This is a genomic window from Cyanobacteria bacterium QS_8_64_29 (genome assembly GCA_003022125.1).
Taxonomy (GTDB): Bacteria; Cyanobacteriota; Cyanobacteriia; order Cyanobacteriales; family Rubidibacteraceae; genus QS-8-64-29.
In genome coordinates this window covers 1-20,667 of record PXQH01000063.1, presented here as the reverse complement: position 1 = coordinate 20,667, position 20,667 = coordinate 1, and the positions used below count along the sequence as shown (strand labels likewise).

Here is a 20,667-nt window from a genome sequence, read left to right as displayed (position 1 = left end):
GCGCGATGGGGTGGCTGTCACACGGCATGGGATGGCTGATGGGCTCGGATTGCCCAGCTGCGGCGAAGTTAGGCTAATAGGCTGGTTGGAGGGGTTCGCGCAAACGATGGAGGCCGCACGGCGAGCGGCTTGCAGCCGCTTTGCTACGATTGCGGCAACTGCGCTTGCGCCCGTTTGGGTGCCTGCCCGCTTGGGTTCGCGCAACTGGACCTTGAAAATTCCCTATCGTGGGTGGTTTGGCTCTCCGCCGTTCCACCGCTCCGATTAGGAGCGGCCCCATTGAAGCACGCAATCGCGGCCTGAGCGATGCCCAAATCGATGTTCCACCGCTCTTACTAGGAGCAGCCACATTGAAGCGATCCCACCGATCCCAGCGATCCGGCTCAGGCCAAAGGTTCCACCGCTCTTACTAGGAGCGGCCCCATTTATCGAACACAAGAACCAAGCAGTCGTTGGGAGCGCTCGACTGTCCGCGGTTGCCACCAGTCGTGATCGCGGCCAGCGGTTAAGACTGGGGCCAGAAGCGATCATCAAGGGCCTGCTCAATACCGAATGGTGGCTGGGTTGGGAACCAATCTAAGGATAGCCCCGTTTCATCAGCGGCTAGCTCGCGTGCATTCGCATACTCTTCGGGCAGTCGCCGCTCTAGTTCGGGCTTGAGGCTGGAACTGTCGCGCAGCAGGCGGCGAATCTGCTTGCGGCGTTCTCGAATGGTAAGCCGCCAGCTAGGGGTTTGCTGGGTGGGTTGGTACTTCCACTTGAGCAAGTGCCGCAGGAGCAGCTCTAGGTTGCTAGCAAGAGCCTGCTTTTGGCTGCACCCCATATCGGCCAGCTCCTCGATCAGGTTGGATAGATCCAGCGCGTCGAACTCGCGCGCTTTAAGCTGCTCGATGGTTTCATCTAGCCAGCGAGCATAGTCTGTTTCGTAGAGCTGGGCTAGGTTGGGGCTTTGCGCGTTTTGCATGGGCTCGGACCGGCAACTACCGCGATCCTAGCGCCGGCTCACGGGGCTCAATGCGCCCTGGCGTAGTCGCGCAGCCAGCACAAGGTATTGACCGGGCGGATCTGTTCCACGGTGGTGCAGGGCAGATCCAGCAGGGCCGGGTTGGCAATGGTGACCGCCAGGCAGCGGGCGCGCGAGATGGCCACGTTGAGCCGGTTGCGGCTGTAGAGGAACTCCACCTGCCGCGGCAGCTCCTGCGGCGAGGAAGTGGTCATGGAGACCAGCACCACCTCGGCTTCCTGGCCCTGGAAGCGATCCACCGTTCCCACCTGCGCGCCATCAGGCAGGACTCGCTCCAGATGCGAGACCTGGAGGTTGTAGGGTGCGGTGACCAGGATGTCGTTGAGCGTCAGCGGGCGTTGGCTGCCATCGGCATGGCAAACGCGGGCGGTCAGCAGGCAATCGATGAGCCCCTTAATGATGTCGGCTTCGGCCTCGCTTTTTTGCTGGCAGCCACTGTGATGGGCGTCCACAAAGCGCAGGCCGCGCGGCGCCAGGGCCGCTGGGGCATCCGGAGGCAGCACCAGGTGGCGCGTTGCGGTATCGGGGTGCGCTTGCAGCCGCCCCTCGTAAATGGCCGAGGAGACAAAGCAGCAGATCTCGGGGGGCAGGCGCCGCGTCGTGTCCAAAAATACCCCCCGCTCGGGCGGGATGGTGGCGCGCTCGCCCAGCAGGTAGTCCAAGCTGGATTGCCCCGCCTCGCCGGGGTGGGTGCCCTGAATGGGCTGGCCTAGCTGCATGCGATCGCCCACCAGCACCAAATTGCGCCCGGCCGTGCCGGCCGCGACCAGATTGCCCAGCGAGACCTGCCCGGCTTCATCGACAAACAGCGCATCGCAGCTCAGATCGAACTCGGGCCGGGCAAAGAGCCAGGCGGTTCCGGCGATCAGCTGGTGCTCGGTGCCGATCTTTTTGGGCTCGCGGACCGTAGCAATCTGCTCCCTGTTCAAGGCCTGCCGGTCGCTGCTGGCTTTTTGGGCGCCGCAGAAGCTCAGGCCCTCAGCCCGGGCAGCCGCCTCCACCTTGGCCAGCAGGTTGTTAATGGCCTTGTGCGTGGCGGCCATGACCCCCACGCGATCGCCCCGCTGGAGCAGCGCCACAATGGCGCGAGCGGCCGTATGGGTTTTGCCCGTGCCGGGCGGCCCCTGGACGACCAGGTAGCTCGCCTGCAGGCCCAGGGCCAGGTCCCGAACCGCCGCTACCGGATCCGAGCCGGGGGCCACCAGCGGCTGTTGCGGGTCGCAGCCTGCGATGCGCGGCGCCGCGCGGGCCAGAAAGGCCTCCACGGCGGCGTAGCGCCCCGCCCGAGCCGCCGCCGATTGCGCCAAGCGGCCTACTGCCGCCTTGAGCGTCTGAGTTTGGATGGGGCGGCCGGGAATCAGCGACAGGCGCTCGGGGAGCGGGTCGCTGGTTTTGCCGCGCTTGAGCTGCACGCGCCGCTCGGTTTCATTGAGCGCCGCGATCGCGTGCGTGGCGTTCAGGTTGGCGGCGATGGCGGGGCGATCGCCGGGAGCCAGCTTGGTTTCCTGGGCGGGGTAGCGATAGGTCACCAGCACCGAGCGCTGGTGTGCCGCCAGCGGGCAGTCGGCATCCCAGACCAAGCCCGCCAGGCACTCGGGATCGTCAATGAGATCCTCTTCCAGGCTGTTGGCCCGCTCGAACAGGGCCCACCACTGGGGCTTTTCCTCGCGGCGGTGGAACTCGAGCAGGTGGCCGATGAGGGTGCGCGCGCGCTCGGGCAGGTGCGTGGCGCCGGTGCTGACGGCCTGGGCCAGGGTGTCGCTCTCGGTGGGGACCGCCGCGATCACCGCTGGCGGCTCCTGGGCCTCTGCTGCCTGGGCTGGGGGCGGCTCGGGGCGCAAGCTCAGCAGCCAGTCGCGCAGCTGGCCCGTGGAGCGGCAGTCGACCTGGTTGTAGTCGGCAATGTCCCGGAGCTTGGTATCGTCCCTGCTTTGGCGCCAGTGCTCGTACCAGAGGATGCTGTCAACCGCCGTTTCCACGGCATCGCTGCGCTTGTCAGTATAGAACGCCTCCAGCTCTTTGAGGGAGTAGCTGGGCCGCGAGACCGCCAGCCCCTCGCGCACCACCCGGTAGAGATCGACAAACTTGCGCTCGCGCAGCAGCTGGTCCAGTTCCGCTTCGCGGGTGCCGTGGGCTGAGCTCAGGCGCTTGAGCGCCGAGAACTCGTAGTGGGCGTAGTGGTAGATGTGGGCATGGGGGCGCTGCTGCAGGCGCGCGACCAGGCAGTCAATCGTCTGCTCCAGGGCCTGGCGTTCCTGGTCGCGATCGTGGGCCCAGAAGCAGCGGAACTCGGGCGGCTCGAGCGTTTGGTAAACACCAAACAGGTACTCCAGCCCGCCCGGGTAGAAGGGATCGCCCTCAATATCAAAAAACAGATCGCCCGGGTCCGGCGGCGGCAGCCGCTCCAGGCCTTGGCCGGGCGCCACCTCGAGCAGTTGGTAGGTATCTTGGCCGGTTTTGCGCTGGTGGCACTGCAGCGCGGCTTGGCGGCGCAGGCGCGCCAGCGTGCCGGCGCTCATTCCCCGGACTGTTGCCTCTTCGGGGAGGGCGGCGAGCTGGGCCACGGTCGTAACGCCAGCGGCGCGCAATTTGGCGATCTGGCTCTGGCGGATGTCGGCGACGTGGGTGAGGTGGTCTTGCTGCTCCCAAACGGCCTCGCAGTGGCTGTGCCAGTCGCACTGATCGCACATGGGGCAGGGCTCGGGCTGAGAGGGCTGGGCAGCCTGGGGCAGCTGGGCCAGAAAGGCCTCGAAGCGGTCCCGCACGCGGGTGTAGAAGTTCCAGAACTCGGCGCAGCGATAGACCAGATGGCGCTCGTCGCCCAGAACCAGGTGCAGGCGCTGGGGGAGGGTGCCCTGCTCGCTCGCCAGCAGATCGGCATAGGCCGCCAGCTGCAGCAGGTGCTCGGGCTGGGGGTGGCTCGCCAGTTTGATATCGCCGGGCTCGTAGGCGTGGGCGCCCAACGCCGAGGGCTGCTCGATGCGCCAGAGCAGATCCGGCATACCCTGCCACGGGCCCCGCTCCAGCACGGCCTGGGCAATGGCCGGCGTGCCGGCGCGCATGGCTTGCTGCGTGCGGGCCGCTCGCTCGGCAACCCCCCCTGAGGCAGCAATCTCCACCAAGCTGTATTGGACCCGCACCTTGTCCAAGTAGGCCCACTCGTGATCGCGCCCCTGCTGCTGGATGAAGGCCGATTGCGGATCGGGATCGTCCGGACGCAACCCCCCATCGAGCGCGTGCCAGTCGAGGTAGCTCGCGTGGCGGCAGCCCAGAAAGCGCAGCAGGTCTGTGGGCGCGCAGCGGATTTCGCCGCGATCACGATGCATAGCCCCTCCACTGTGCGAGCCACCTCCATGCTGCACGCCACCCCAGCTGGGATCGAGCCGGGCGGGCTGCTGGTACCCCCCAAGGCCCCCAGCAGGCGCTAGGCTGAAAGCAGCCCCGCGCAACTTGCCTTATGTCCCAGCTGCCGTTCGGTCGCACCAGCCTCGCTGTTTTTCTGGCCATCCTCGGGCTCTATGCGGTCTTTAGCGCTGTGGGAATGGCCCTGCGCGACGATGCGCCCGTGCGTGAGGACGTGCAGAACCCCAGCCGGCGATCGCCGGCGGCCATCCAAACCTTTGTCGAGCGATCAATGGCGCAGGGGGTGAGCGCTGCCTTTGGCGGCGAGCCGCAAGCGGGCGAGCTGCCGTTCGCCCAAGCCCTGCGCGCGCCCCTGCTGCAGGATCTGCACCAGCTAGCGCCGGCCGGGGCGCCAGCGGATCGGCCCCCCGAGCTCCAAATCCAGCGCATCGGCGAGCCCCACAAGGTCAAAGCCGGCACCTGGCAAGTCCCATTTGAGGCCCAGCTGGCCTTTGGCAGCGATGCGATCATCCCCCTTGAGCGGCAAGTGACCGTCCGTGCCATCTATCCCATGCAGCTGCCCAAGGCCAAGGATCTCGATCTCGTCGCCGATCGCGCCACCAGCGAGCGCGGCCTGCAAGTAACCGATGTAGCGCCGCTCGCCCAGCGCGCCCGCGAGGAGAGCGCCGCCGCAGGCCTATCAGTACAGCTGGGCGCCTTGGGTCTCGACCCACTGGTGCGCGTGGGCTGCTTCGCCGCAGGTGCGCGGGGTGGGGAAGAGTTTTTCCGAGTTGGCCAGCTGGTTGGGATCGAAGGCCAGGCGCACGCGCCGCATGGTCTCGAGGTCCGCGGCACTGAACATATCCGGCATGAAGCAGTTTTTGTCCGCGCCAATGCCGTGCTCGCCCGAGATGCTGCCGCCAGCCTGGACGCAGCGCTTGAGGATCTCGCGCCCTAGGGTCTCGACCTCCGCGAGCTGGCCCTCGACCGAATTGTCGTAGAGGATCAGCGGGTGCAAGTTGCCATCGCCGGCGTGAAAGACGTTGGCGATGCGGTAGCCAAAGCGCTGGCTCAGGGCTTCAATCTCGCCCAGCACCCAGCTCAGCTGCGTGCGCGGGATAACCCCATCCTGAATGAAGTAGTCCGGGCTGAGGTTGCCGGCCGCGGCAAAGGCGGCTTTGCGCCCCTTCCAGAATTTTTGCTGCGTGGCTGCATCCCAGGCGGTTTGGGTGCTGCGCGCGCCGGCGCGCTCGCACCGATCGGCCACGCGGGCTACATCGGCCTCGACTTCCTCGCTCAGGCCGTCCAGCTCCACCAGCAGCACGGCCGCGGCATCGCGCGGGTAGCAGCCGCTGCCGACGACATCCTCCACCGCGTTGATGCTGAGGTTGTCCATCATCTCCATCCCGGCAGGGATGATGCCGGCCCCCACAATGTCGGTCACGGCCTGCCCGGCGGCCTCCATGCTGGCGAAATCCGCCAGCAGCACGCAGGCCGATTCGGGGGTTTTGAGGATGCTGAGCGTAATCTCGGTGGCCAGGCCCAGGGTGCCTTCCGAGCCCACGAACAACCCGGTGAGGTCGTAGCCGGGCATCTCGGGGACCTCGCCGCCCAACTCGACGATCTCGCCCTGCGCGGTGACCGCCTTGAGCCCCAGCACGTGGTTGATGGTTACCCCGTACTTGAGGCAGTGAACGCCGCCGGAGTTCTCGGCAATGTTGCCGCCGATGGTGCAGACCGACTGGCTGGAGGGATCGGGGGCGTAGTAAAACCCGGCCTCGCTGACTGCTTGCGTCACCCAGTTGTTGATCGCGCCCGGCTGCACCACCACGCGTTGGTTGTCGGTGTCCGCCTCCAGGATGCGGTTCATGCGCGAGGTGACGATCAGTACCCCTTCCCGGATGGGCAGGGCCCCACCCGAGAGGCCCGTCCCCGCCCCGCGGGCGACCCAGGTGATGCCATAGTCATTGCAGAGGCGGATCGCTTGCGCTACCTGCTCGGTGGTGCGCGGCAAGACCGCCAGCGCCGGCCGCTCGCGGTAGCAGGGGAGGCCGTCGCTTTCGTAGGTCAGCAGCTCTTCTTGCTGCCGGATGAGGCCGTCTTGGCCTACAGTTCGCTCGAGCTGCTTGCAGAACTGCTGCCAGGGACTCTGCCGGAGCGCAAAGGGATTTTTGAGTTGCATGGGAACTGCCGGGAGCGCTTGGCCCTATATTTTGGCAAGCCAGCTAGGGCCTTGCAGGCAGCTGCGATGGAGCGATCGCTGCCCGAAACTGCCGGATCCGCGCCTCGAGGCGATCCAGCAGATCCGGCGCCTCCGCATGAAACCACTCGATCTCGGGATAGGCTTGGAACCACGTGCGCTGGCGCTTGGCGAACTGGCGCGTGCGCAGCACGATAGCATCGCGCGCGGCCTCCAGCCCCAGCTCCCCGCGCAGGTGCGCCCGCATCTCGCGATAGCCCAACGTCTCCAGCAGCGGCAGGTCCCAGCCGTAGCGCTCGCCCAGGGCCGCAACCTCCTCGGCCAGCCCGGCGGCCAGCATCTGGCGCGTGCGGCGCTCGATGCGGCGCGCAAGCGCCTCGGGCGGGGCATCGAGGCCCAGGGCCAGGATGGGGTAAGCCGGTGGGGCTTCCCCCTGCTGCTGCGAGATGGGGACGCCGGTGGTATAGAGCACCTCCAGCGCGCGCCGCGTGCGGACGTGATCGTTGGGGTGGATTTTGGCGGCGGCATCGGGGTCGGCGCGCGCCAGCAGGGCGTGGCACTGCGGTTGGCCCAGGTGCTGGAGCTGCGATCGCAGCGCCGGTTGCGGCGGAACGCGCGGGATTTTGAGCCCGCGCGCGATGGCCTGGAAGTACAGGCCGGTACCGCCCACCAGTAGCGGCAGCTCGCCCTTGGGCCGGCTGGGATCGGGCGGTGGCAGTTGCTCGAACTGTGCCAGGACGGCCCAAGCGCGGTCCTGGTACTGCGCCAGCGTGAGCTGCTTGCGCGGATCGCAGATGTCGATCAGGTAGTGGGGCACGGCCGCGCGCTCGGCTGGGGTGGGTTTGGCCGTGCCGATATTCAGCTCGCGATAGACCTGGCGCGAGTCCAGGCTGAGGATGGCGGTGTTGAGCTGGCGCGCCAGGGCCAGCGCCAGCCCCGATTTGCCGGTGGCCGTGGCGCCGCAGAGGGCGATCGCGCCGGGCAGGGGGGCGCTGGCGTCCATGCCATCGTCCATCGCGTGGCGGGGTTCACCTATGGCCCGAGCGGCCGCTTCAAGGGTGCTAAAATGAGCCAGAAAGCGTTTTTGGGGCTTTTGGGGTCTGTTTTGCCGTCGCGCCAAATGATTCGCTTTCTAGCCGCCTTTATTTGCGAGCGATTTCATGACCGCAGGATACAGCGCCGAACAAATTCAGGTCCTAGAGGGGCTAGAACCGGTCCGCAAGCGGCCGGGCATGTACGTGGGGTCGACGGGCGCCCGCGGGCTGCACCACCTAGTTTATGAAGTCGTCGATAACGCCATCGACGAGGCCATGGCGGGCTACTGCGATCGCATCACCGTCGAGCTCGAGGCCGACGGCTCGGTGTGCGTGACCGACAACGGCCGCGGCATTCCCGTGGAGCGGCACGCGCGCACGGGCAAATCGGCGCTGGAGACCGTCATGACCGTGCTGCACGCCGGGGGCAAATTTGGCGGCAGCGACAGCAGCTACAAGGTCTCGGGCGGCCTGCACGGCGTCGGCGTCTCGGTGGTCAACGCCCTCGCCGAGTGGCTGGCGGTTACCGTCTGGCGCGACGACCGCCGCTACAACCAGCGCTTCGAGCGCGGCCTCCCCGCCGGCGAGCTCACCCAAGAGCCGGCTGAGGCCAGCGGCACCGGCACCGTGATCGCCTTTCGCCCGGACCGCGAGATTTTTGCCAGCGACACCACACTGGACTACAATACCCTCAGCGGCCGCCTGCGCGAGCTGGCCTTTCTCAATGCCGGCGTGCGCATCACCCTAACCGACAACCGCCCCAGCGAGCCCCAGCAGGAGAGCTACTGCTACCAAGGCGGCATTCAAGAGTACGTCGCCTACATGACCCGCGAGAAGCAGCCGCTGCACAAAGACATCGTCTACGTCCAGGGCGAGCGCGAGGGCATTCAAGTCGAGGTGTCGCTGCAGTGGTGCGCCGATGCCTACAACGACAACCTGCTGGGCTTTGCCAACAACATCCGTACCACCGACGGCGGCACCCACCTGGAAGGCCTCAAAACGGTTCTGACGCGCACCATCAACGCCGTCGCCCGCAAGCGCAACAAGCTCAAAGACAAAGATCCCAACTTGGGCGGCGAGAACGTGCGCGAGGGGATGACTGGCGTCATCTCGGTTAAGGTGCCCGACCCCGAATTTGAGGGGCAAACCAAAACCAAGCTGGGCAACACCGAGGTGCGCGGCGTGGTGGACTCGCTGGTGGGCGAAGTCCTGACCGAGTACCTGGATTTCAACCCCGGCGTGGCCGACGCCATTATCGATAAGGCCGTTCAGGCGTTTAAGGCGGCCGAAGCCGCCCGCCTCGCCCGCGAGCAGGTCCGGCGCAAGTCAGTGCTGGAGTCCTCGCCGCTGCCGGGCAAACTCGCCGATTGCAGCTCCCGCGATCCCGGCGAGTCCGAGATCTTTATCGTTGAGGGGGACTCGGCCGGCGGCAGCGCCAAGCAGGGGCGCGACCGGCGCTTGCAGGCCATCATGCCCCTGCGCGGCAAGATCCTCAACATTGAAAAAACCGATGACAGCAAAATCTACAAAAACAACGAGGTTCAATCCCTCATCACCGCGCTGGGCCTAGGCGTCAAAGGCGAGGAGTTCGACCTGTCGCAGCTGCGCTACCACCGCATCATCGTCATGACCGATGCGGATGTGGATGGCGCCCACATCCGGACGCTGCTGCTGACGTTTTTCTACCGCTACCAGCAGGCGCTCGTCGATGGCGGCTATGTCTACATAGCCTGCCCGCCGCTGTACAAAGTCGAGCGGCGGCGCCAATCCTACTACTGCTACAGCGACAGCGAGCTGGACCGCCTGGTGCGCCAAGAATTCCCCGAAAACGCCAACTACAGCATCCAGCGCTTTAAGGGCCTGGGCGAGATGATGCCCCAGCAGCTGTGGGAGACTACCATGAATCCCGAGACGCGCATTCTCAAGCGCGTTGAGATTGAGGACGCCGCCGAGGCGGATCGCATCTTTACCGTCCTAATGGGCGATCGCGTGGCGCCGCGCCGCGAGTTCATTGAAGCCTACGGCTCGCAGCTCAACCTAGCCGAGCTCGATATCTAGACGCCGCTGGGCGGGATGGCGGCCAGCCAGCTGGGATAGGCGTAGGACTGCCGGGCCTCGAGCGCTAGTTCAGGGTAGCTTCGGGCCAGCTTAGCGGCGGCTGCCTGCAGCGGCGCCTGCAGTTGTGCGGCCGCTCCCGACGCTTCCAGCGCCAGCGTCCAGCCCCAGCGATCGCCCGCCTGCAACTGCGTTAGCTCCAGCTCGCAGCTAGTTCCGCTCGCCAGCGACAGGCGGCGCAGCGATCGCGATTTGCGCACGGCCACCCAGGGACCGCGGGCCTGCATGGCTGGGGTCAGCGCAATTGCCTCGGGGCGCTCGGCCTCGCAGCGCCATTTGACCCACTGCTCTAGCTCGCCCTGCCAGGGCGTGCCGGCAGGTAAGGCACCCAGTTGCGCTTGGCGCCACTTCAGCTCCCAGGCCCCTTGACGCTGTTTGAGGTTGAGCGCCGGGCAGGGCGGGGCGGGGGCCAGGTACCAGTCCGTGCGCTCGGCGTCCGCTTGCACCAGCTCGCCCGGGGCCTGCTGCCGGAACCACTGGCGGATGGCTGCCGGCAGCAGACCGCTCAGGAACCAGCGCAACTCGGTGGTGGTAAGCATGGGCGAGGCGGCCGCGCGTCTTTACTAAGTGTAAACGAGGCGCGACCGCGCGGCAGTTAGCTGGCATTATTGATATGTATTTTCAATACAGCAACCGCAATTGCTCCAAAACGACCGGGAGGAACGCCCCCCATGTCCCTTTGGCCCAATGCCATCTGGCTCAATGTCAGTCCCGCCCTGCAACACTTCGACCGCCCGCTGCTGCGCTACTTTAGCGGTCGGGCTGCCATCCGGCAGTGGCAGTACCGGCAAGACCCGGACGCAGCCAGCTCGCTCGATGCCGCGATCGCGCTGCTACATGACTTTCTCAAAGCCGCACCGCATCCGGTCCACCTGGTGGGGCATGGCACCAGCGGGCTACTGGGCTGGTGCTACGCACGCAAGCAGCCCGAGCGCGTTCGCTCGCTAACGCTGCTGGGAGTGGGCGCCGAGCCGGCCGTTAACTGGCAGGCGCACTACTACGCCTACTACCGGCAAGTGCCTTGCTCGCGCCAAATGGCCCTGACCCAAATGGCGCGCGCGCTCGTGGGCAACCGCAGCCGGCGCGAGCTGGCCGGATTGGTGCAGTGCCTGCAGCGCGATGCTATTGCCTCTCCTTCGCCGCATTCGCTGCTGCAGCGGGCGAGCTTGCCCCGGGGTGGGGTTGCGGTTCCGTTGCTCGCTTGCGGCAGCCAGGATGATGCCATCGCCGATCCCTCGGCCTTGCAGCGCTGGCAGCCTTGGCTCAAACCCGGCGATCGCCTCTGGCAGTGTCCGGGCGGCGCTCACCTGTTTCACTATGCCTACCCGCAGCGCGTGGGCGCGCGCATTCTGGAGTTTTGGCGGGCGCAGGCGAACGCGGCCAGCCCCCCAGCCGCAAGTGCTGCCAATGCGACAATGGCAGCGCAGGAGCGCGGGTAGCACCCAACAATGGCCGAGGCGGACGGAGCAATCTGGCTGGCTGGGGCCAGCCGCGGCGTGGGTTACGAAATCGCTCGCTGCTTGCGGGCGCAAGGTCAGCCGGTCTATGCCCTGCTGCGATCACAGCAAGCGCAGCCCGAGCTCGAGGTCATGGGGCTGAGCGTGACCGTGGGCGATGCCCTTGATCGCCAAGCCGTGATGCAAGCCTTAACGGCAAGCGGGCCCGTTCGCGCCGTCATCTCCACGATTGGCGGCAGCCCGCAGGACGAGCAGCGGCCCGATCGCGCCGGCAACCGCAACCTCATCGATGCAGCCGTGCAAGCCGGGGCCGAGCGCTTCATTCTCATCTCCTCCATTGGCAGCGGTGAGAGCCAGCAGGCACTGCCGCAGCGCGCGCTGGAGGCACTGGGACCGGTACTGGCCGATAAAGAGCAGGCCGAGCGCCACCTGATTGCCAGCGGCCTGCCCTACACCATCATCCGGCCGGGCGGCCTGAGCTCGGAGCCTGCCACCGATCGCGGCATCCTCACCGAGAGCGCTGCCGTTGCCGGCAGCATCACCCGCGCCGACGTGGCGCGCCTGGTCTGCCGCGGCTGGAATGCGGACCTCACCCGCAACCGGGTGCTGGCCGTGATCGATCGCGATACGGCCTACGGCGATCCCAACTTTGAGGTCCTCCCCCTCTGAGAGGCGGGGTTGGTACGATAGAGGCCCGAAGTGGGTTTAGTGGCAAGCCGCTATGGACATTCTGACGCTGGGTTGGGTCTCGGTCATCGCCTTTTTTACCTGGTCGATTGCAGCCGTGGTTTGGGGACGCAGTAGCTTCTGAACCGTGCTGGGCACCTCGTTTCTCAACCTGCTGTTTCTGCTGGCGCTGGGCCTGCTAATTGTGGTCAGCGGCGGCGTGCTCTACCTCACCGCTGCCGAGTGGCGCGATCGGCGCCGCCGCCGCCGCGATCGGCAATAGTGCCAGTGGCCGGGCAAGCGAGCGACTTGCTGCGCGATCCCGCTAGACGCCAGCAATGCTAGGCAGGGCAAGTCGTTCAATCGGGGGCAGCACGAAGAAACAGTCACTAATGGCAAAGAAGCTCTAGAGTCCCCAATCGCCTCTTACGAAAGCGATGTCTTTACCATCCCTTTGACTTGCCAAACCAACTAGTTGGGAGTTCTTGCAGGAATCGCCCACCCCATCCAAGCGCGCAGTTAAGCCTTGCAACAACCGGCGAGCTGTAAGGCAATCCCAAGCGAATTTTCTTGCCGTTTTTTAGCGCCTTGTTTCCGATCGTGCAGGGATTCGAGCGTCGATTGCGTCGGCCAACTCGCTGGCAAGGTCTCGGCCAAAAACCGTTTGGCAGTACCGCTCGCGTTCGGTCGCCGAGCGGAAGGCAACGTGCCGAAGTGCCATCCGCTGGATCCAGTCAACCCAAGGGCGGCGAAACTGCTCCACCTGGCGGAAGGCTTGAGCGATCGCCCCATCGCGCCATCGTCCCAGCGTTCGAGAGCGGCAAGGGCCGTCGCGATGGTGGCAGCATCCTCAAACCCTTGATTGGTCCCCTGGGCGAGAAATGGCGGCATACCGTGGGCGGCATCGCCAATCAGCATCTTGCGCCCTAAGTGCCAGGGTGGCTGCACTCCCGTTTCCGGGGCTGTCGCCCAATGAACGTAGTAGCGCCGCTTGATGAGACTGTCCGCAGGCGCTTGCCGCACCAGCTGCTGCAATGGCCCGGGGAACTCTGCTTCGGCTAGTCCCTGTGCGGTACGCTCGAGCGCTTCTGCCGGGCTCTGGAGCGCGTCAAACAGCAAAGGAAGGTGGATGTAGAACCCGGCGCGACCGTCCGGGCGGCGCACTAGCATCGCGCGCGCCGTCCTCATGCTCGGGGTTGAAGACGGTTAGCAGCCTGGCGTCGTGCGTGTAGTGCTCGTCTAGCTGGGCCAGCAGCTCATCCGATAGCTGGCCGATATCCAGGCACCCGACGGCACCATAGCCAGCGTAAGCCGGTTGCGCGCAGTCTTGGTGGGGCGTGCCGGCGTACAAAACCTGCCGGACTGCAGAGTTGATGCCATCAGCCGCGATCGCGACTCGGGCGCGAACCGGCGAGGTGAAAACGCCCTGCTCGTCAGCCGCCTTGTCTGATTCCTCGTTGCTCTGCCAATGGGCGTAAGGGTTCGCGCCTTCCCCTAGGCGCGATATGCCCTCAATGCGGACGCATCCAGTGGGCGCCTCAGCAAGGTTAGTACAGCGGAAGTCGAGCCGAACGGCTTCCTCGGGCAGGCACGCCCGCAGGGCCTGCTGCAGCTCGTACCAGCGGACGGGGGCACGTCCCTCACCGTAAGCCTCCGCCCAGTCCCGATTGGCCAGCGAAAGCCGGTAGAGTTCTCGACCGGCGACATCCTTGTTGAGCATTTGCTGGGCCCCCGAATCGCTCAGATCGGCAGCTTTCACGCTGTCGTAGGCTTGCCGGCTCAGGTAGCGCAAGGCCTGGAGGCCGTTGGGGAGAAGGTCAACATTTTGCCCGGCCTGACGGAAGGCTCGCGCTTGCTCCAGCACGATTAGGTTAGTGATGCCGCGCTCATACAGTCCAGTAGCCGCTGCAAGGCCGACTGGACCGGCGCCAATAGTCGTACATGGCCGCCCCTGCGGGTTGTTGGCCCCCCCAGTCATGGCGGCCGAGTGCTACTCGCGTCAAGGTTGTCGCTGTCGTTCTTTTCCAGGTGAGCTCAACGAGCGATGCACGGCGGCATGGCTCCCGAGCTAGCGCAGCCGCGAATTGATGGCCGAGCACGCTGGCAGCGGGTGACGCAGGACTCAGTCGGTAGCAAGCCTCCGGCACGGTCTGCGCAGCTCCGCTCCTTTCACGGTCGCGGCTGCAATACTTCGGCCTCCAATTCTGATGCCAGATCCCAATCGAATAGTTTGCGGTTGAATCTTTCGCGCGCCTCGGGCGCGCAGAAAACTGCATTTTGGGCAATGGGCTGCTGCACCCACGCCACCCAGTGCTTGCGATAGCGCTCGTAACGCCTCAGGGCTGCTTCCACTGTATTGCTATCACAGCCGTCGCCCCGCGCGAGTAGCGGCGCGATCGCTGCCACCACAGCCGCTGCATCCTCCAGGCCCTGATTGCCACCTTGCCCCAGAAAGGGGGGCATGCCGTGAGCAGCGTCGCCCACGAGCGCGACCCGGCGCCACGCCCAAGGCGGATCGGCCTCACTAGCCTCCTCTGCAACTCGATAGATGTAGTAGGGGCGCGAGACCACCCCCTCGGACGGGGCCGATCGCACCACCTGCTTGCAGCACGCTCGGATATTGCGCCCGGGCTAGAGCCTCGGCAGCCAGCGCCGTGGCTCCTGCGCCGTCGCTAGCCTGTAGCGATGCGAGCGGCATGGGGGCATGGACCAAGTAGCCGGCGCGGCCGTCCGAGCGGCGGAATAGCAGCATGCGGGCGTTCTCGCGCATGGGAGCGTTGGCTATCTTGTCGGGGTTAGCTATCCCGACAACGTTCTCCTCAGCCGTGTAAGTCGCATCCAGCACTGACAGAACCTCGTCGGGCACGCCAAAATCCAGGCAAGCCACCGCCCCAAATCCCGAATACGCCGGGCGCGCGTAGGAGGCGTATTCTGAATGGGAGTAGAGCGAGTGGCGAACGCGCGAGCCAATTCCATCTGTGGCCAGTACGATCTGAGTGTGGATGGGGGGAACGGGCTCGCCGCTGCCGTCTCCCTCAGCAGATCCGGGGCTGCGGCTAAAATCCCAGTGCCCGTAGGGATTGCTCGCCTACTCCGAGCGCGAGCAACAGTTAACCCGAACGTAACCGCTGTCGGGGGCTTCCGCGACACTAACACAGCGGCGATCCAAGCAAAGGGTTCCTTGGGGCAACTGGTCCTTAAGCGTTTGCTGGAGGACGTACCAACGCATGGGCACTCGCCCGATGCCGTAGGCCGCCTCCCAATCTTCGTCGCGCAGCGAAAACGAATCGAACTCGCGGCCGTCGGGTGTTTTTTGCAGCCACCGCTGCGCGCGGCTCGAGCGATTTGCCCTGACAGCTTCCAAGGCGGATGGGCTCAGGTAGTGCAGCGCCCACAGGCCATTGGGCAGCAGAGCGATTTGCTGGCCGACAGCGCGCAGCTCCCGCGCCTGCTCGAGAACAACGAGGTTGGTAACGCCGCGCTCGTACAAGCCAATGGCCGTTGCAAGGCCAACTGGGCCAGCGCCAATGATGGCAACGTCGTACATGGCCGCTCCTACGGATCGTTGGCTTCCCCCAGTGATGGCGGCCGAGCGCTGCCGGCGTCAAATTTGTCGCCGTTGGCCGTCGCTAGACTGGCTTTTCCGGGCCAGCCCATTGCCAGCTCAAAATGGCATAGCGCAACAGCCGCAGCCGAGTGATGGCTGCCAGTCCCCGCGAGGCGCGATAGGTCGTACTATCGCCATTGCGGCGCAGCAGTGGGTTGATGGCCGAGTACGTCGGCAACGTGTTGCGCGTAATGTCTTCGGTGTGGTGAAGCTCAAACCCCGCTTGGCGAGCCAGTTCGCAGTAATCGGCCAACGAGCAGAACCGGGCCGGGAGCTGCCCGTAGCTGCGCGCGATCGCCGGCTGCATGCGCTCCTCCACCTGCTTCCAGAGCGCAGCAAAACCGCGCGCAAGCACAAAATCGCACAGTGCCAGCGTTCCCCCCGGTCGCAAGACCCGGCGGGCTTGCTGGAAAAAACGCGCCCGGCTAGGGAAAGCAAAGGCGCACTCCAGGGCAAGCACGGCGTCGAAGCTGCCATCGGCATGCGGGAGCTCGCTTTGCAGGCATCGGCCCACTCCAGACTGATGCGGTTGCCATTCACCCCAACCAGCGACTCGCGCGCCCAAGCGAGTTGCTCGGCATCAACATTAATGCCCGTTAGGGCCATGTCCCGGTGGCGCTCGTTCAAAAAGGCGATCATCCCGCCCAGGCCGCAGCCGGCATCGAGAACGCGCATACCATCGCGGATGCCGGCAGTCTCGCAAACGCGCTGCGTCAGGGCCTCGGTGGCTTGCCGAAAGTCGGCCAGCGACCCATCAATACCCCCAATGGACGTGGCGCCCAAACGCCGCCTGCGCCAAGGCTATCGCGAAGCGCAGGCGGCGCGGGAGGTCGTCGAAGTAAGCAGTTTGCGTACGGCTCATACCAATTTGAGCAGCGGATGCACGCTAACCAAAGGACATAACTCCCATATTGAAGGAGTTTTGAAGATCGCAATCTAGTGCACAAGCCACGAGAATTGGTATCATCCGGCGGCTGCTTGCCGAACGCTGCAATCCTGTCTGCTCAAAACTTAATGCCAACTTGACCGTTGGCCCCGCGAACGGAGTGATACCCCACGCCTAAAAAGAAATTGCCGTGCGGCCGGATCTGGACGCCACCCGAAAAAGCCACGCTTTCATTATCTGAGTACAAGCCCAATCCGAGGTACGGGGATACCACAGGCGTACTGATAAAGCGCATCAAATCGACACCAGTGGAACCGTCGATCGTGCCCAGCTCGGCGCCAAAGTTGAAAAAGCGCGCGCCCACTGAGAAGCTAGTCTCAGCATTTTTGCGCCCCACTGAGATCCAAGGTTGGGGCTGGATTTGCGCGTTGGCCGCCTGGGGGATGGCAAGGGCAGTACTGGTTGCAATACCCAATGCGATCGCAAACCGCGCGAGCACAAAAACCTCCTAAAGCAACCTCGCTTGCAGCTGTCATTCGGCGGATGCGGCGCAGCCCATCTCACTGCACCGTCAGTGGGGACTTGAGGGTTAGCGCCAAGTCCCGATCGGGCTGGATGGCGATTAGCTCGACCTGCTCCCGACCGACAAAAACGCCACCTAGCGCACCGGCGGCGGCACCGCCTAGGACCTCTTCGGTAGCGATCGCTTTATCGCCCGTCACGGCCGTAATGGCAGCGGCTGCTCCGGCACCGACAGCTCCCCCCTTCAAGATGTCGCCCGCACTAGCCCCGCGTTGGACTGTCTCTTTGCTAGTAATGAGGTTGGAGCTGGCATCTAGCGAAACGGTCCGTCCGTTGGCCCAAACGAGCTGCCGCGCTACAAAGCGCGCGCCTTGCTGGCCATTGGCCTTGACGGTGCGGAGCTCACCTTTCACAGAAGCGCCGCTCGGAATCAGGATTTGGCCGCGATCATTCGTGACGGCTTGCGACACGGTTAACGTTACCGGGACGGGCTTGGGCTCCTGAGGCGCCAGATAAATAGTTTCGGCCTGCTCGTACCGCGTTGCCAGCGTCGTCCCCGCCGGAACGACTTTGGCTTTGCCTTGGCGCTGCGCCACGTAACGCGAGTTGATCGGTTCGGCTTTGCCGGCACTGACGAGCGCTTGATAAATAAAGGCTGCTACCTCGGCGCGCGTTGCAGCTTGGTTGGGCTGCAGTTGGCGGACATCGGGATGGTTGACAACGAGCTGATTTTGCGTTGCAGCCGCAATGCTGTTGCGCGCCCAGTCGGGAATGGCAACGGCATCGGTATAGTAGTCGAGCGTTGAGCTGACAGAACCGCTCGTGTCATAGCCGAGGCCGCCGGCTAAGGAGGCCAGGGCCTGAACGCGGGGAATGCTTTGGCCCGGCCGGAAGCGGTTGTTGGGGTAGCCGCTTAAAAAGCCGGTGGCGTATGCCTGCCGGATGGCCTGACGCGCCCAGTGGTCCTGGGGAACGTCTTGAAACTGAGCGGGATCGCGACTGGCGGCTTTGGAGAAAGTTTGCTCCAGCATGGCGGCGAACTGCGCTCGCGTTACTGGCTCGTCGGGGCGGAACGTTCCATCCGGGAAGCCGCCAACAATGTCGCGCTCCGCCATGGCCCGAATGTAGGGCTGAGCCCAGTAATTGCTCGAGACATCGGGGAAATTGGGCTGGGCGGCAGCAGGCGCTGGCGCAACCAGGGGAGCAGCTGCCCCCGCCACCGTCCCCAACGCGGCAGCTACCGATCCCGCAGCGTAGCTAGAAGGTAGAGACATCACACGCAAGCAGATGGCTTTGAACGACTCGGACCGCCCCCAAGGACGCAATCGCACCCGATGGGGTTCCCGCGAGCCGACCGGCTGTTCCGCGCAACGCTAGCTGCAAGCAAGTTCACCACTGGTCGAACGGCCGGATGCCGGTAGGGGCAGCACGGGGGCCATGGCAACCGCTCGAATTGCCCTGCTGGTTCGGAGCAGACCTTATCTATAGCAATCGTAGAGTGCACATGAACGGAGCCAGCCTGTCGAGCAAAACCTTAGGATCCCCTCGAACTGGGGATTAAGCTTCTTAGATGCAGGCGCACTTATCCGTTCACGATTCATTTGGCTTTGCTATAGTTCTCGTCAACCAACCGCTGCTCGAAGGCAGCCGCCGACAGCGCCGGGGCAAACAACTAGCCCTGAGCCTCGGGGCAACCGTGGTGCGCCAAAAACGCCCGCTCGGCCTCGGTCTCGACGCCCTCGGCCACTACCCGCAGCTGCAACTGCTGCGCCATCTGCAAAACGGCGGTGACGATCGCCGCGTTGCGCTCGTCGCTGTCGACATGCCGGACGAAGGCGCGGTCGATTTTGAGGATTTGAAACGGGAATTGCTTTAAGTAGCTCAGCGAGGAGTAGCCCGTGCCGAAATCGTCAATGGCAATGCGCAAGCCCGCGCCCACCAGCTGCTGCACAGCGGCGGCTGGCCCAGCGCGGCGAGCTGCTGGACTAGCTGCTCGCTCTCGAACTGGCGCCCCGAGAGGTTGACGGCGAGCGCCAGCGGGTGACGCAGACGCTGGTTCCAGGCTTGCAGCTGCCGGGAGGCGGTGCGGGCCACCCACTCGCCAATCTCGAGGATGGTGCCGGTTTCTTCGGCAATGGGGATAAAGCGCCCGGGCGGGATGTTGCCCCATTCGGGGTGGAGCCAGCGCAGCAGGGCTTCGGCGCCTACGGTTTGGCCGGTGGCGAGGGCGATGCGCGGTTGGTAGTGGAGCTGGAACTGCTGACGGTCGAGGGCGTAGCGCAGGGCGGTCTCGAGGGCGAGGCGATCGCGGCTGGCGGCGGCTTGCTGGGGCTGGGCGTGGCGGTACTGGTTGCCGCCGGCGGCGGCGCGCTCGGCGGCTTGGCTGGCTTGGGCGAGCAGCCCGTCCAGTTGGGTGCCGTTGTCGGGGTAGTGGGCGAGCCCGGCGCTAGCGGTGAGGGCTACTTCTTGCCCGGCGAGGGCCGTTAGTCGATTGAGGCAAGCCAGCAGGTGCTGGGCGCGCTCTGGGCCGGCCCGGCCATCTCCCACTACCACGGCAAACTGCCCCTCACCTAGGCTGGCTAACAGGTCGCGCTCGCTCACTTGCGCCTGCAACCGTTGGGCAGCGTTCTGGGTGAGCGTGTTTTGGGTCCCGGTGCCAAAAGTGGCTTCTAGAGCGCGACCCCGATCCAGGTGCAGGCATAAGACTGGCAATGTTGTGCCCTCACCGCGATCGGCTAGCAAGCGCGCGAACTGCTCGTGCAGCGCCAATTGGTTGGGCAGCCCCGTGATGCCATCGCCGTGGGTCAGTTCCTCAAGTTGAGCTTGATGGGCCTGCTGAGCCTGGGTGCGCTCGCGTTGCCGCACCTGGTGCTGGGTCAAGGCCATTTTGACCGTGGTGCGCAGCTCGCACTCTCGATAGGGCTTGGTCAGGTAGCCGCAAGCACCGCCGGTGGCTTCGGCCCGGGCCAAGGTAGCATCATCGGCATAGGCCGTTAGATAGATCAGCGGAATGTCAGCGCGCTCGCGAATGCGGGCGGCTGCCTCAATGCCGTCCCACTCGCCCGGAAGGGCAATATCCATCAAGACCAAATTGGGCTGGCAGCGCTCGAAGTGCTCCAAGGCCGCCTGACCGGTGGTACAAATGTCGGCAATGCCGTAGCCTTGCTGCTCGAGCTGGCGCGCTACTCGCTTGGCGAGGATGAGTTCGTCTTCGACAATCAGGATCTGGTTTGGGTTTTGGGGGGATGTCACGGTAGTGCCGCTGCTGGCGGCCTCCTTTCGATTGCGGCAGTCATGGCGCTATAGCCCATGTGGGGTTCCCGCCGGTCAGCTCAATTTGCCGGGCAGAGCGGTTTTTTAGGTACTGCACGACCGCCGACCGGAGGGCTGCTAGGAGCTGCCAGGACCAGCCCGATGGAGCGGTGATAAAGGCGCTCAGAGCTCCGCCGCTATCAGTGGAGAGAACCTTGAGGTCGCCTTCGGCAGGCGTTCGGCCCGCTTGCTGGAAAGCAGCCTTTAAGTCTTGGGCGAGTGCCGGCGGGTCACTGGGTTCGGTGCCGACTAAATCGATGCAGAGTTGCACGGTTGCTGCTTGCCAGCTTGGAAATACGATTACCTGTACTTATAGCCGTTTTTCTCTGCAATCGCAATGTCATCCACCCAATAAGTTCCGCATCTTGATAAACCTTGGCCTTAACTTTAAAAGCATTTAACCGTAACTTAGAACGCCTAACAGAACTTCTGCAGGTGGTTGAACAGGATGAGCGCGCAGCCCAGCTTGAGAAAGGCTTGGTGCATATCAGCACGCCGCTCA

At 64.9% G+C, this 20,667-nt stretch carries 22 protein-coding genes; 5 read left to right on the top strand and 17 right to left on the bottom strand.

The window, feature by feature from the left end; genetic code table 11:
- The first annotated feature begins 31 nt into the window (after positions 1 to 31).
- On the top strand, positions 32 to 268 hold the full coding sequence (locus BRC58_10180) for a hypothetical protein (protein PSP16097.1): 237 nt from the start codon (positions 32 to 34) through the stop codon (positions 266 to 268).
- Positions 269 to 505: 237 nt separating this feature from the next.
- On the opposite strand, the gene BRC58_10175 is transcribed toward BRC58_10180, so the two are convergent.
- From BRC58_10175 to BRC58_10155, 5 genes are all read right to left on the bottom strand, one after another.
- Positions 506 to 964: a DUF29 domain-containing protein gene (locus tag BRC58_10175; GenBank protein PSP16096.1), complete on the bottom strand. Its 459-nt coding sequence runs from the start codon at positions 962 to 964 to the stop codon at positions 506 to 508.
- Between the two features lie 47 nt (positions 965 to 1,011).
- Positions 1,012 to 4,350, bottom strand: a complete 3,339-nt coding sequence (locus BRC58_10170) for a nuclease (protein PSP16095.1) — start codon at positions 4,348 to 4,350, stop codon at positions 1,012 to 1,014.
- A gap of 410 nt (positions 4,351 to 4,760) precedes the next feature.
- A complete protein-coding gene (locus BRC58_10165) occupies positions 4,761 to 5,006 on the bottom strand; it encodes a hypothetical protein (protein PSP16094.1) in 246 nt (81 codons plus the stop codon).
- 60 nt (positions 5,007 to 5,066) lie between these two features.
- Entirely contained in the window at positions 5,067 to 6,548 is a 1,482-nt protein-coding gene (locus BRC58_10160) for an FAD-binding oxidoreductase (protein ID PSP16093.1), read from the bottom strand.
- Between the two features lie 43 nt (positions 6,549 to 6,591).
- Positions 6,592 to 7,569 carry a tRNA (adenosine(37)-N6)-dimethylallyltransferase MiaA gene (locus BRC58_10155; protein PSP16116.1) on the bottom strand — a complete coding sequence of 326 codons (978 nt, stop codon included), beginning with the start codon at positions 7,567 to 7,569 and terminating at the stop codon, positions 6,592 to 6,594.
- Positions 7,570 to 7,726: 157 nt separating this feature from the next.
- On the opposite strand from BRC58_10155, the gene gyrB reads away from it, so the two are divergent.
- A complete protein-coding gene (gyrB, locus tag BRC58_10150; protein PSP16092.1) occupies positions 7,727 to 9,658 on the top strand; it encodes a DNA topoisomerase (ATP-hydrolyzing) subunit B in 1,932 nt (643 codons plus the stop codon).
- On the opposite strand, the gene BRC58_10145 is transcribed toward gyrB, so the two are convergent.
- The gene (locus BRC58_10145; GenBank protein PSP16091.1) at positions 9,655 to 10,254 is read right to left on the bottom strand and encodes a hypothetical protein; all 600 of its coding nucleotides are present in this window, start codon (positions 10,252 to 10,254) and stop codon (positions 9,655 to 9,657) included. The two genes, gyrB and BRC58_10145, sit on opposite strands and share 4 nt — an antisense overlap.
- A 132-nt stretch (positions 10,255 to 10,386) precedes the next feature.
- On the opposite strand from BRC58_10145, the gene BRC58_10140 reads away from it, so the two are divergent.
- The 3 genes from BRC58_10140 to BRC58_10130 are packed head-to-tail and all read left to right on the top strand — an operon-like array spanning position 10,387 to position 11,983.
- Positions 10,387 to 11,154, top strand: coding sequence for a hypothetical protein (locus tag BRC58_10140; GenBank protein PSP16090.1), 768 nt, complete (start codon positions 10,387 to 10,389; stop codon positions 11,152 to 11,154).
- A gap of 9 nt (positions 11,155 to 11,163) precedes the next feature.
- Positions 11,164 to 11,841 (top strand): NAD(P)-dependent oxidoreductase, encoded by a 678-nt coding sequence (locus tag BRC58_10135; protein PSP16089.1) that lies wholly within the window; start codon positions 11,164 to 11,166, stop codon positions 11,839 to 11,841.
- A 52-nt stretch (positions 11,842 to 11,893) separates the two neighbouring features.
- On the top strand, positions 11,894 to 11,983 hold the full coding sequence (locus tag BRC58_10130) for a cytochrome b6-f complex subunit PetN (GenBank protein ID PSP16088.1): 90 nt from the start codon (positions 11,894 to 11,896) through the stop codon (positions 11,981 to 11,983).
- Positions 11,984 to 12,357: 374 nt separating this feature from the next.
- Here BRC58_10130 and BRC58_10125 read toward each other — a convergent pair whose 3' ends face one another.
- The 11 genes from BRC58_10125 to BRC58_10075 form a co-directional block, all read right to left on the bottom strand.
- Entirely contained in the window at positions 12,358 to 13,026 is a 669-nt protein-coding gene (locus BRC58_10125; protein ID PSP16087.1) for a hypothetical protein, read from the bottom strand.
- On the bottom strand, positions 12,947 to 13,702 hold the full coding sequence (locus BRC58_10120) for a hypothetical protein (protein ID PSP16086.1): 756 nt from the start codon (positions 13,700 to 13,702) through the stop codon (positions 12,947 to 12,949). The genes BRC58_10125 and BRC58_10120 overlap by 80 nt, the downstream gene beginning before the upstream one ends.
- A 305-nt stretch (positions 13,703 to 14,007) precedes the next feature.
- Positions 14,008 to 14,409 carry a hypothetical protein gene (locus tag BRC58_10115; protein PSP16085.1) on the bottom strand — a complete coding sequence of 134 codons (402 nt, stop codon included), beginning with the start codon at positions 14,407 to 14,409 and terminating at the stop codon, positions 14,008 to 14,010.
- Between the two features lie 517 nt (positions 14,410 to 14,926).
- The gene (locus BRC58_10110) at positions 14,927 to 15,385 is read right to left on the bottom strand and encodes a hypothetical protein (protein PSP16084.1); all 459 of its coding nucleotides are present in this window, start codon (positions 15,383 to 15,385) and stop codon (positions 14,927 to 14,929) included.
- Positions 15,386 to 15,467: 82 nt separating this feature from the next.
- Entirely contained in the window at positions 15,468 to 16,010 is a 543-nt protein-coding gene (locus BRC58_10105; GenBank protein ID PSP16083.1) for a hypothetical protein, read from the bottom strand.
- A gap of 439 nt (positions 16,011 to 16,449) precedes the next feature.
- Entirely contained in the window at positions 16,450 to 16,830 is a 381-nt protein-coding gene (locus tag BRC58_10100) for a hypothetical protein (protein ID PSP16082.1), read from the bottom strand.
- A gap of 61 nt (positions 16,831 to 16,891) precedes the next feature.
- A complete protein-coding gene (locus BRC58_10095; GenBank protein ID PSP16081.1) occupies positions 16,892 to 18,127 on the bottom strand; it encodes an S-layer protein in 1,236 nt (411 codons plus the stop codon).
- A gap of 398 nt (positions 18,128 to 18,525) precedes the next feature.
- Positions 18,526 to 18,804, bottom strand: coding sequence for a hypothetical protein (locus BRC58_10090; GenBank protein PSP16080.1), 279 nt, complete (start codon positions 18,802 to 18,804; stop codon positions 18,526 to 18,528).
- The gene (locus BRC58_10085) at positions 18,735 to 20,105 is read right to left on the bottom strand and encodes a hypothetical protein (protein ID PSP16079.1); all 1,371 of its coding nucleotides are present in this window, start codon (positions 20,103 to 20,105) and stop codon (positions 18,735 to 18,737) included. Before BRC58_10085 ends, BRC58_10090 begins: the two co-directional genes overlap by 70 nt.
- Positions 20,106 to 20,145: 40 nt before the next feature.
- Complete coding sequence (locus BRC58_10080; GenBank protein PSP16078.1) at positions 20,146 to 20,436, bottom strand: hypothetical protein; 291 nt, start codon at positions 20,434 to 20,436, stop codon at positions 20,146 to 20,148.
- A gap of 146 nt (positions 20,437 to 20,582) precedes the next feature.
- Positions 20,583 to 20,667, bottom strand: an 85-nt coding sequence (locus BRC58_10075; GenBank protein PSP16077.1) for an IS5/IS1182 family transposase, incomplete at its 5' end; no start/stop codon positions are given.

Coding starts and splice junctions, on each gene's coding strand:
- gyrB (PSP16092.1), top strand. CDS start 7,727: ATGACCGCAGGATACAGCGCCGAACAAATTCAGGTCCTAGAGGGGCTA.
- BRC58_10170 (PSP16095.1), bottom strand. CDS start 4,350: ATGCATCGTGATCGCGGCGAAATCCGCTGCGCGCCCACAGACCTGCTG.
- BRC58_10180 (PSP16097.1), top strand. CDS start 32: ATGGCTGATGGGCTCGGATTGCCCAGCTGCGGCGAAGTTAGGCTAATA.
- BRC58_10155 (PSP16116.1), bottom strand. CDS start 7,569: ATGGACGCCAGCGCCCCCCTGCCCGGCGCGATCGCCCTCTGCGGCGCC.
- BRC58_10145 (PSP16091.1), bottom strand. CDS start 10,254: ATGCTTACCACCACCGAGTTGCGCTGGTTCCTGAGCGGTCTGCTGCCG.
- BRC58_10125 (PSP16087.1), bottom strand. CDS start 13,026: ATGAGGACGGCGCGCGCGATGCTAGTGCGCCGCCCGGACGGTCGCGCC.
- BRC58_10110 (PSP16084.1), bottom strand. CDS start 15,385: ATGTACGACGTTGCCATCATTGGCGCTGGCCCAGTTGGCCTTGCAACG.
- BRC58_10095 (PSP16081.1), bottom strand. CDS start 18,127: ATGTCTCTACCTTCTAGCTACGCTGCGGGATCGGTAGCTGCCGCGTTG.
- BRC58_10160 (PSP16093.1), bottom strand. CDS start 6,548: ATGCAACTCAAAAATCCCTTTGCGCTCCGGCAGAGTCCCTGGCAGCAG.
- BRC58_10135 (PSP16089.1), top strand. CDS start 11,164: ATGGCCGAGGCGGACGGAGCAATCTGGCTGGCTGGGGCCAGCCGCGGC.
- BRC58_10140 (PSP16090.1), top strand. CDS start 10,387: ATGTCCCTTTGGCCCAATGCCATCTGGCTCAATGTCAGTCCCGCCCTG.
- BRC58_10175 (PSP16096.1), bottom strand. CDS start 964: ATGCAAAACGCGCAAAGCCCCAACCTAGCCCAGCTCTACGAAACAGAC.
- BRC58_10130 (PSP16088.1), top strand. CDS start 11,894: ATGGACATTCTGACGCTGGGTTGGGTCTCGGTCATCGCCTTTTTTACC.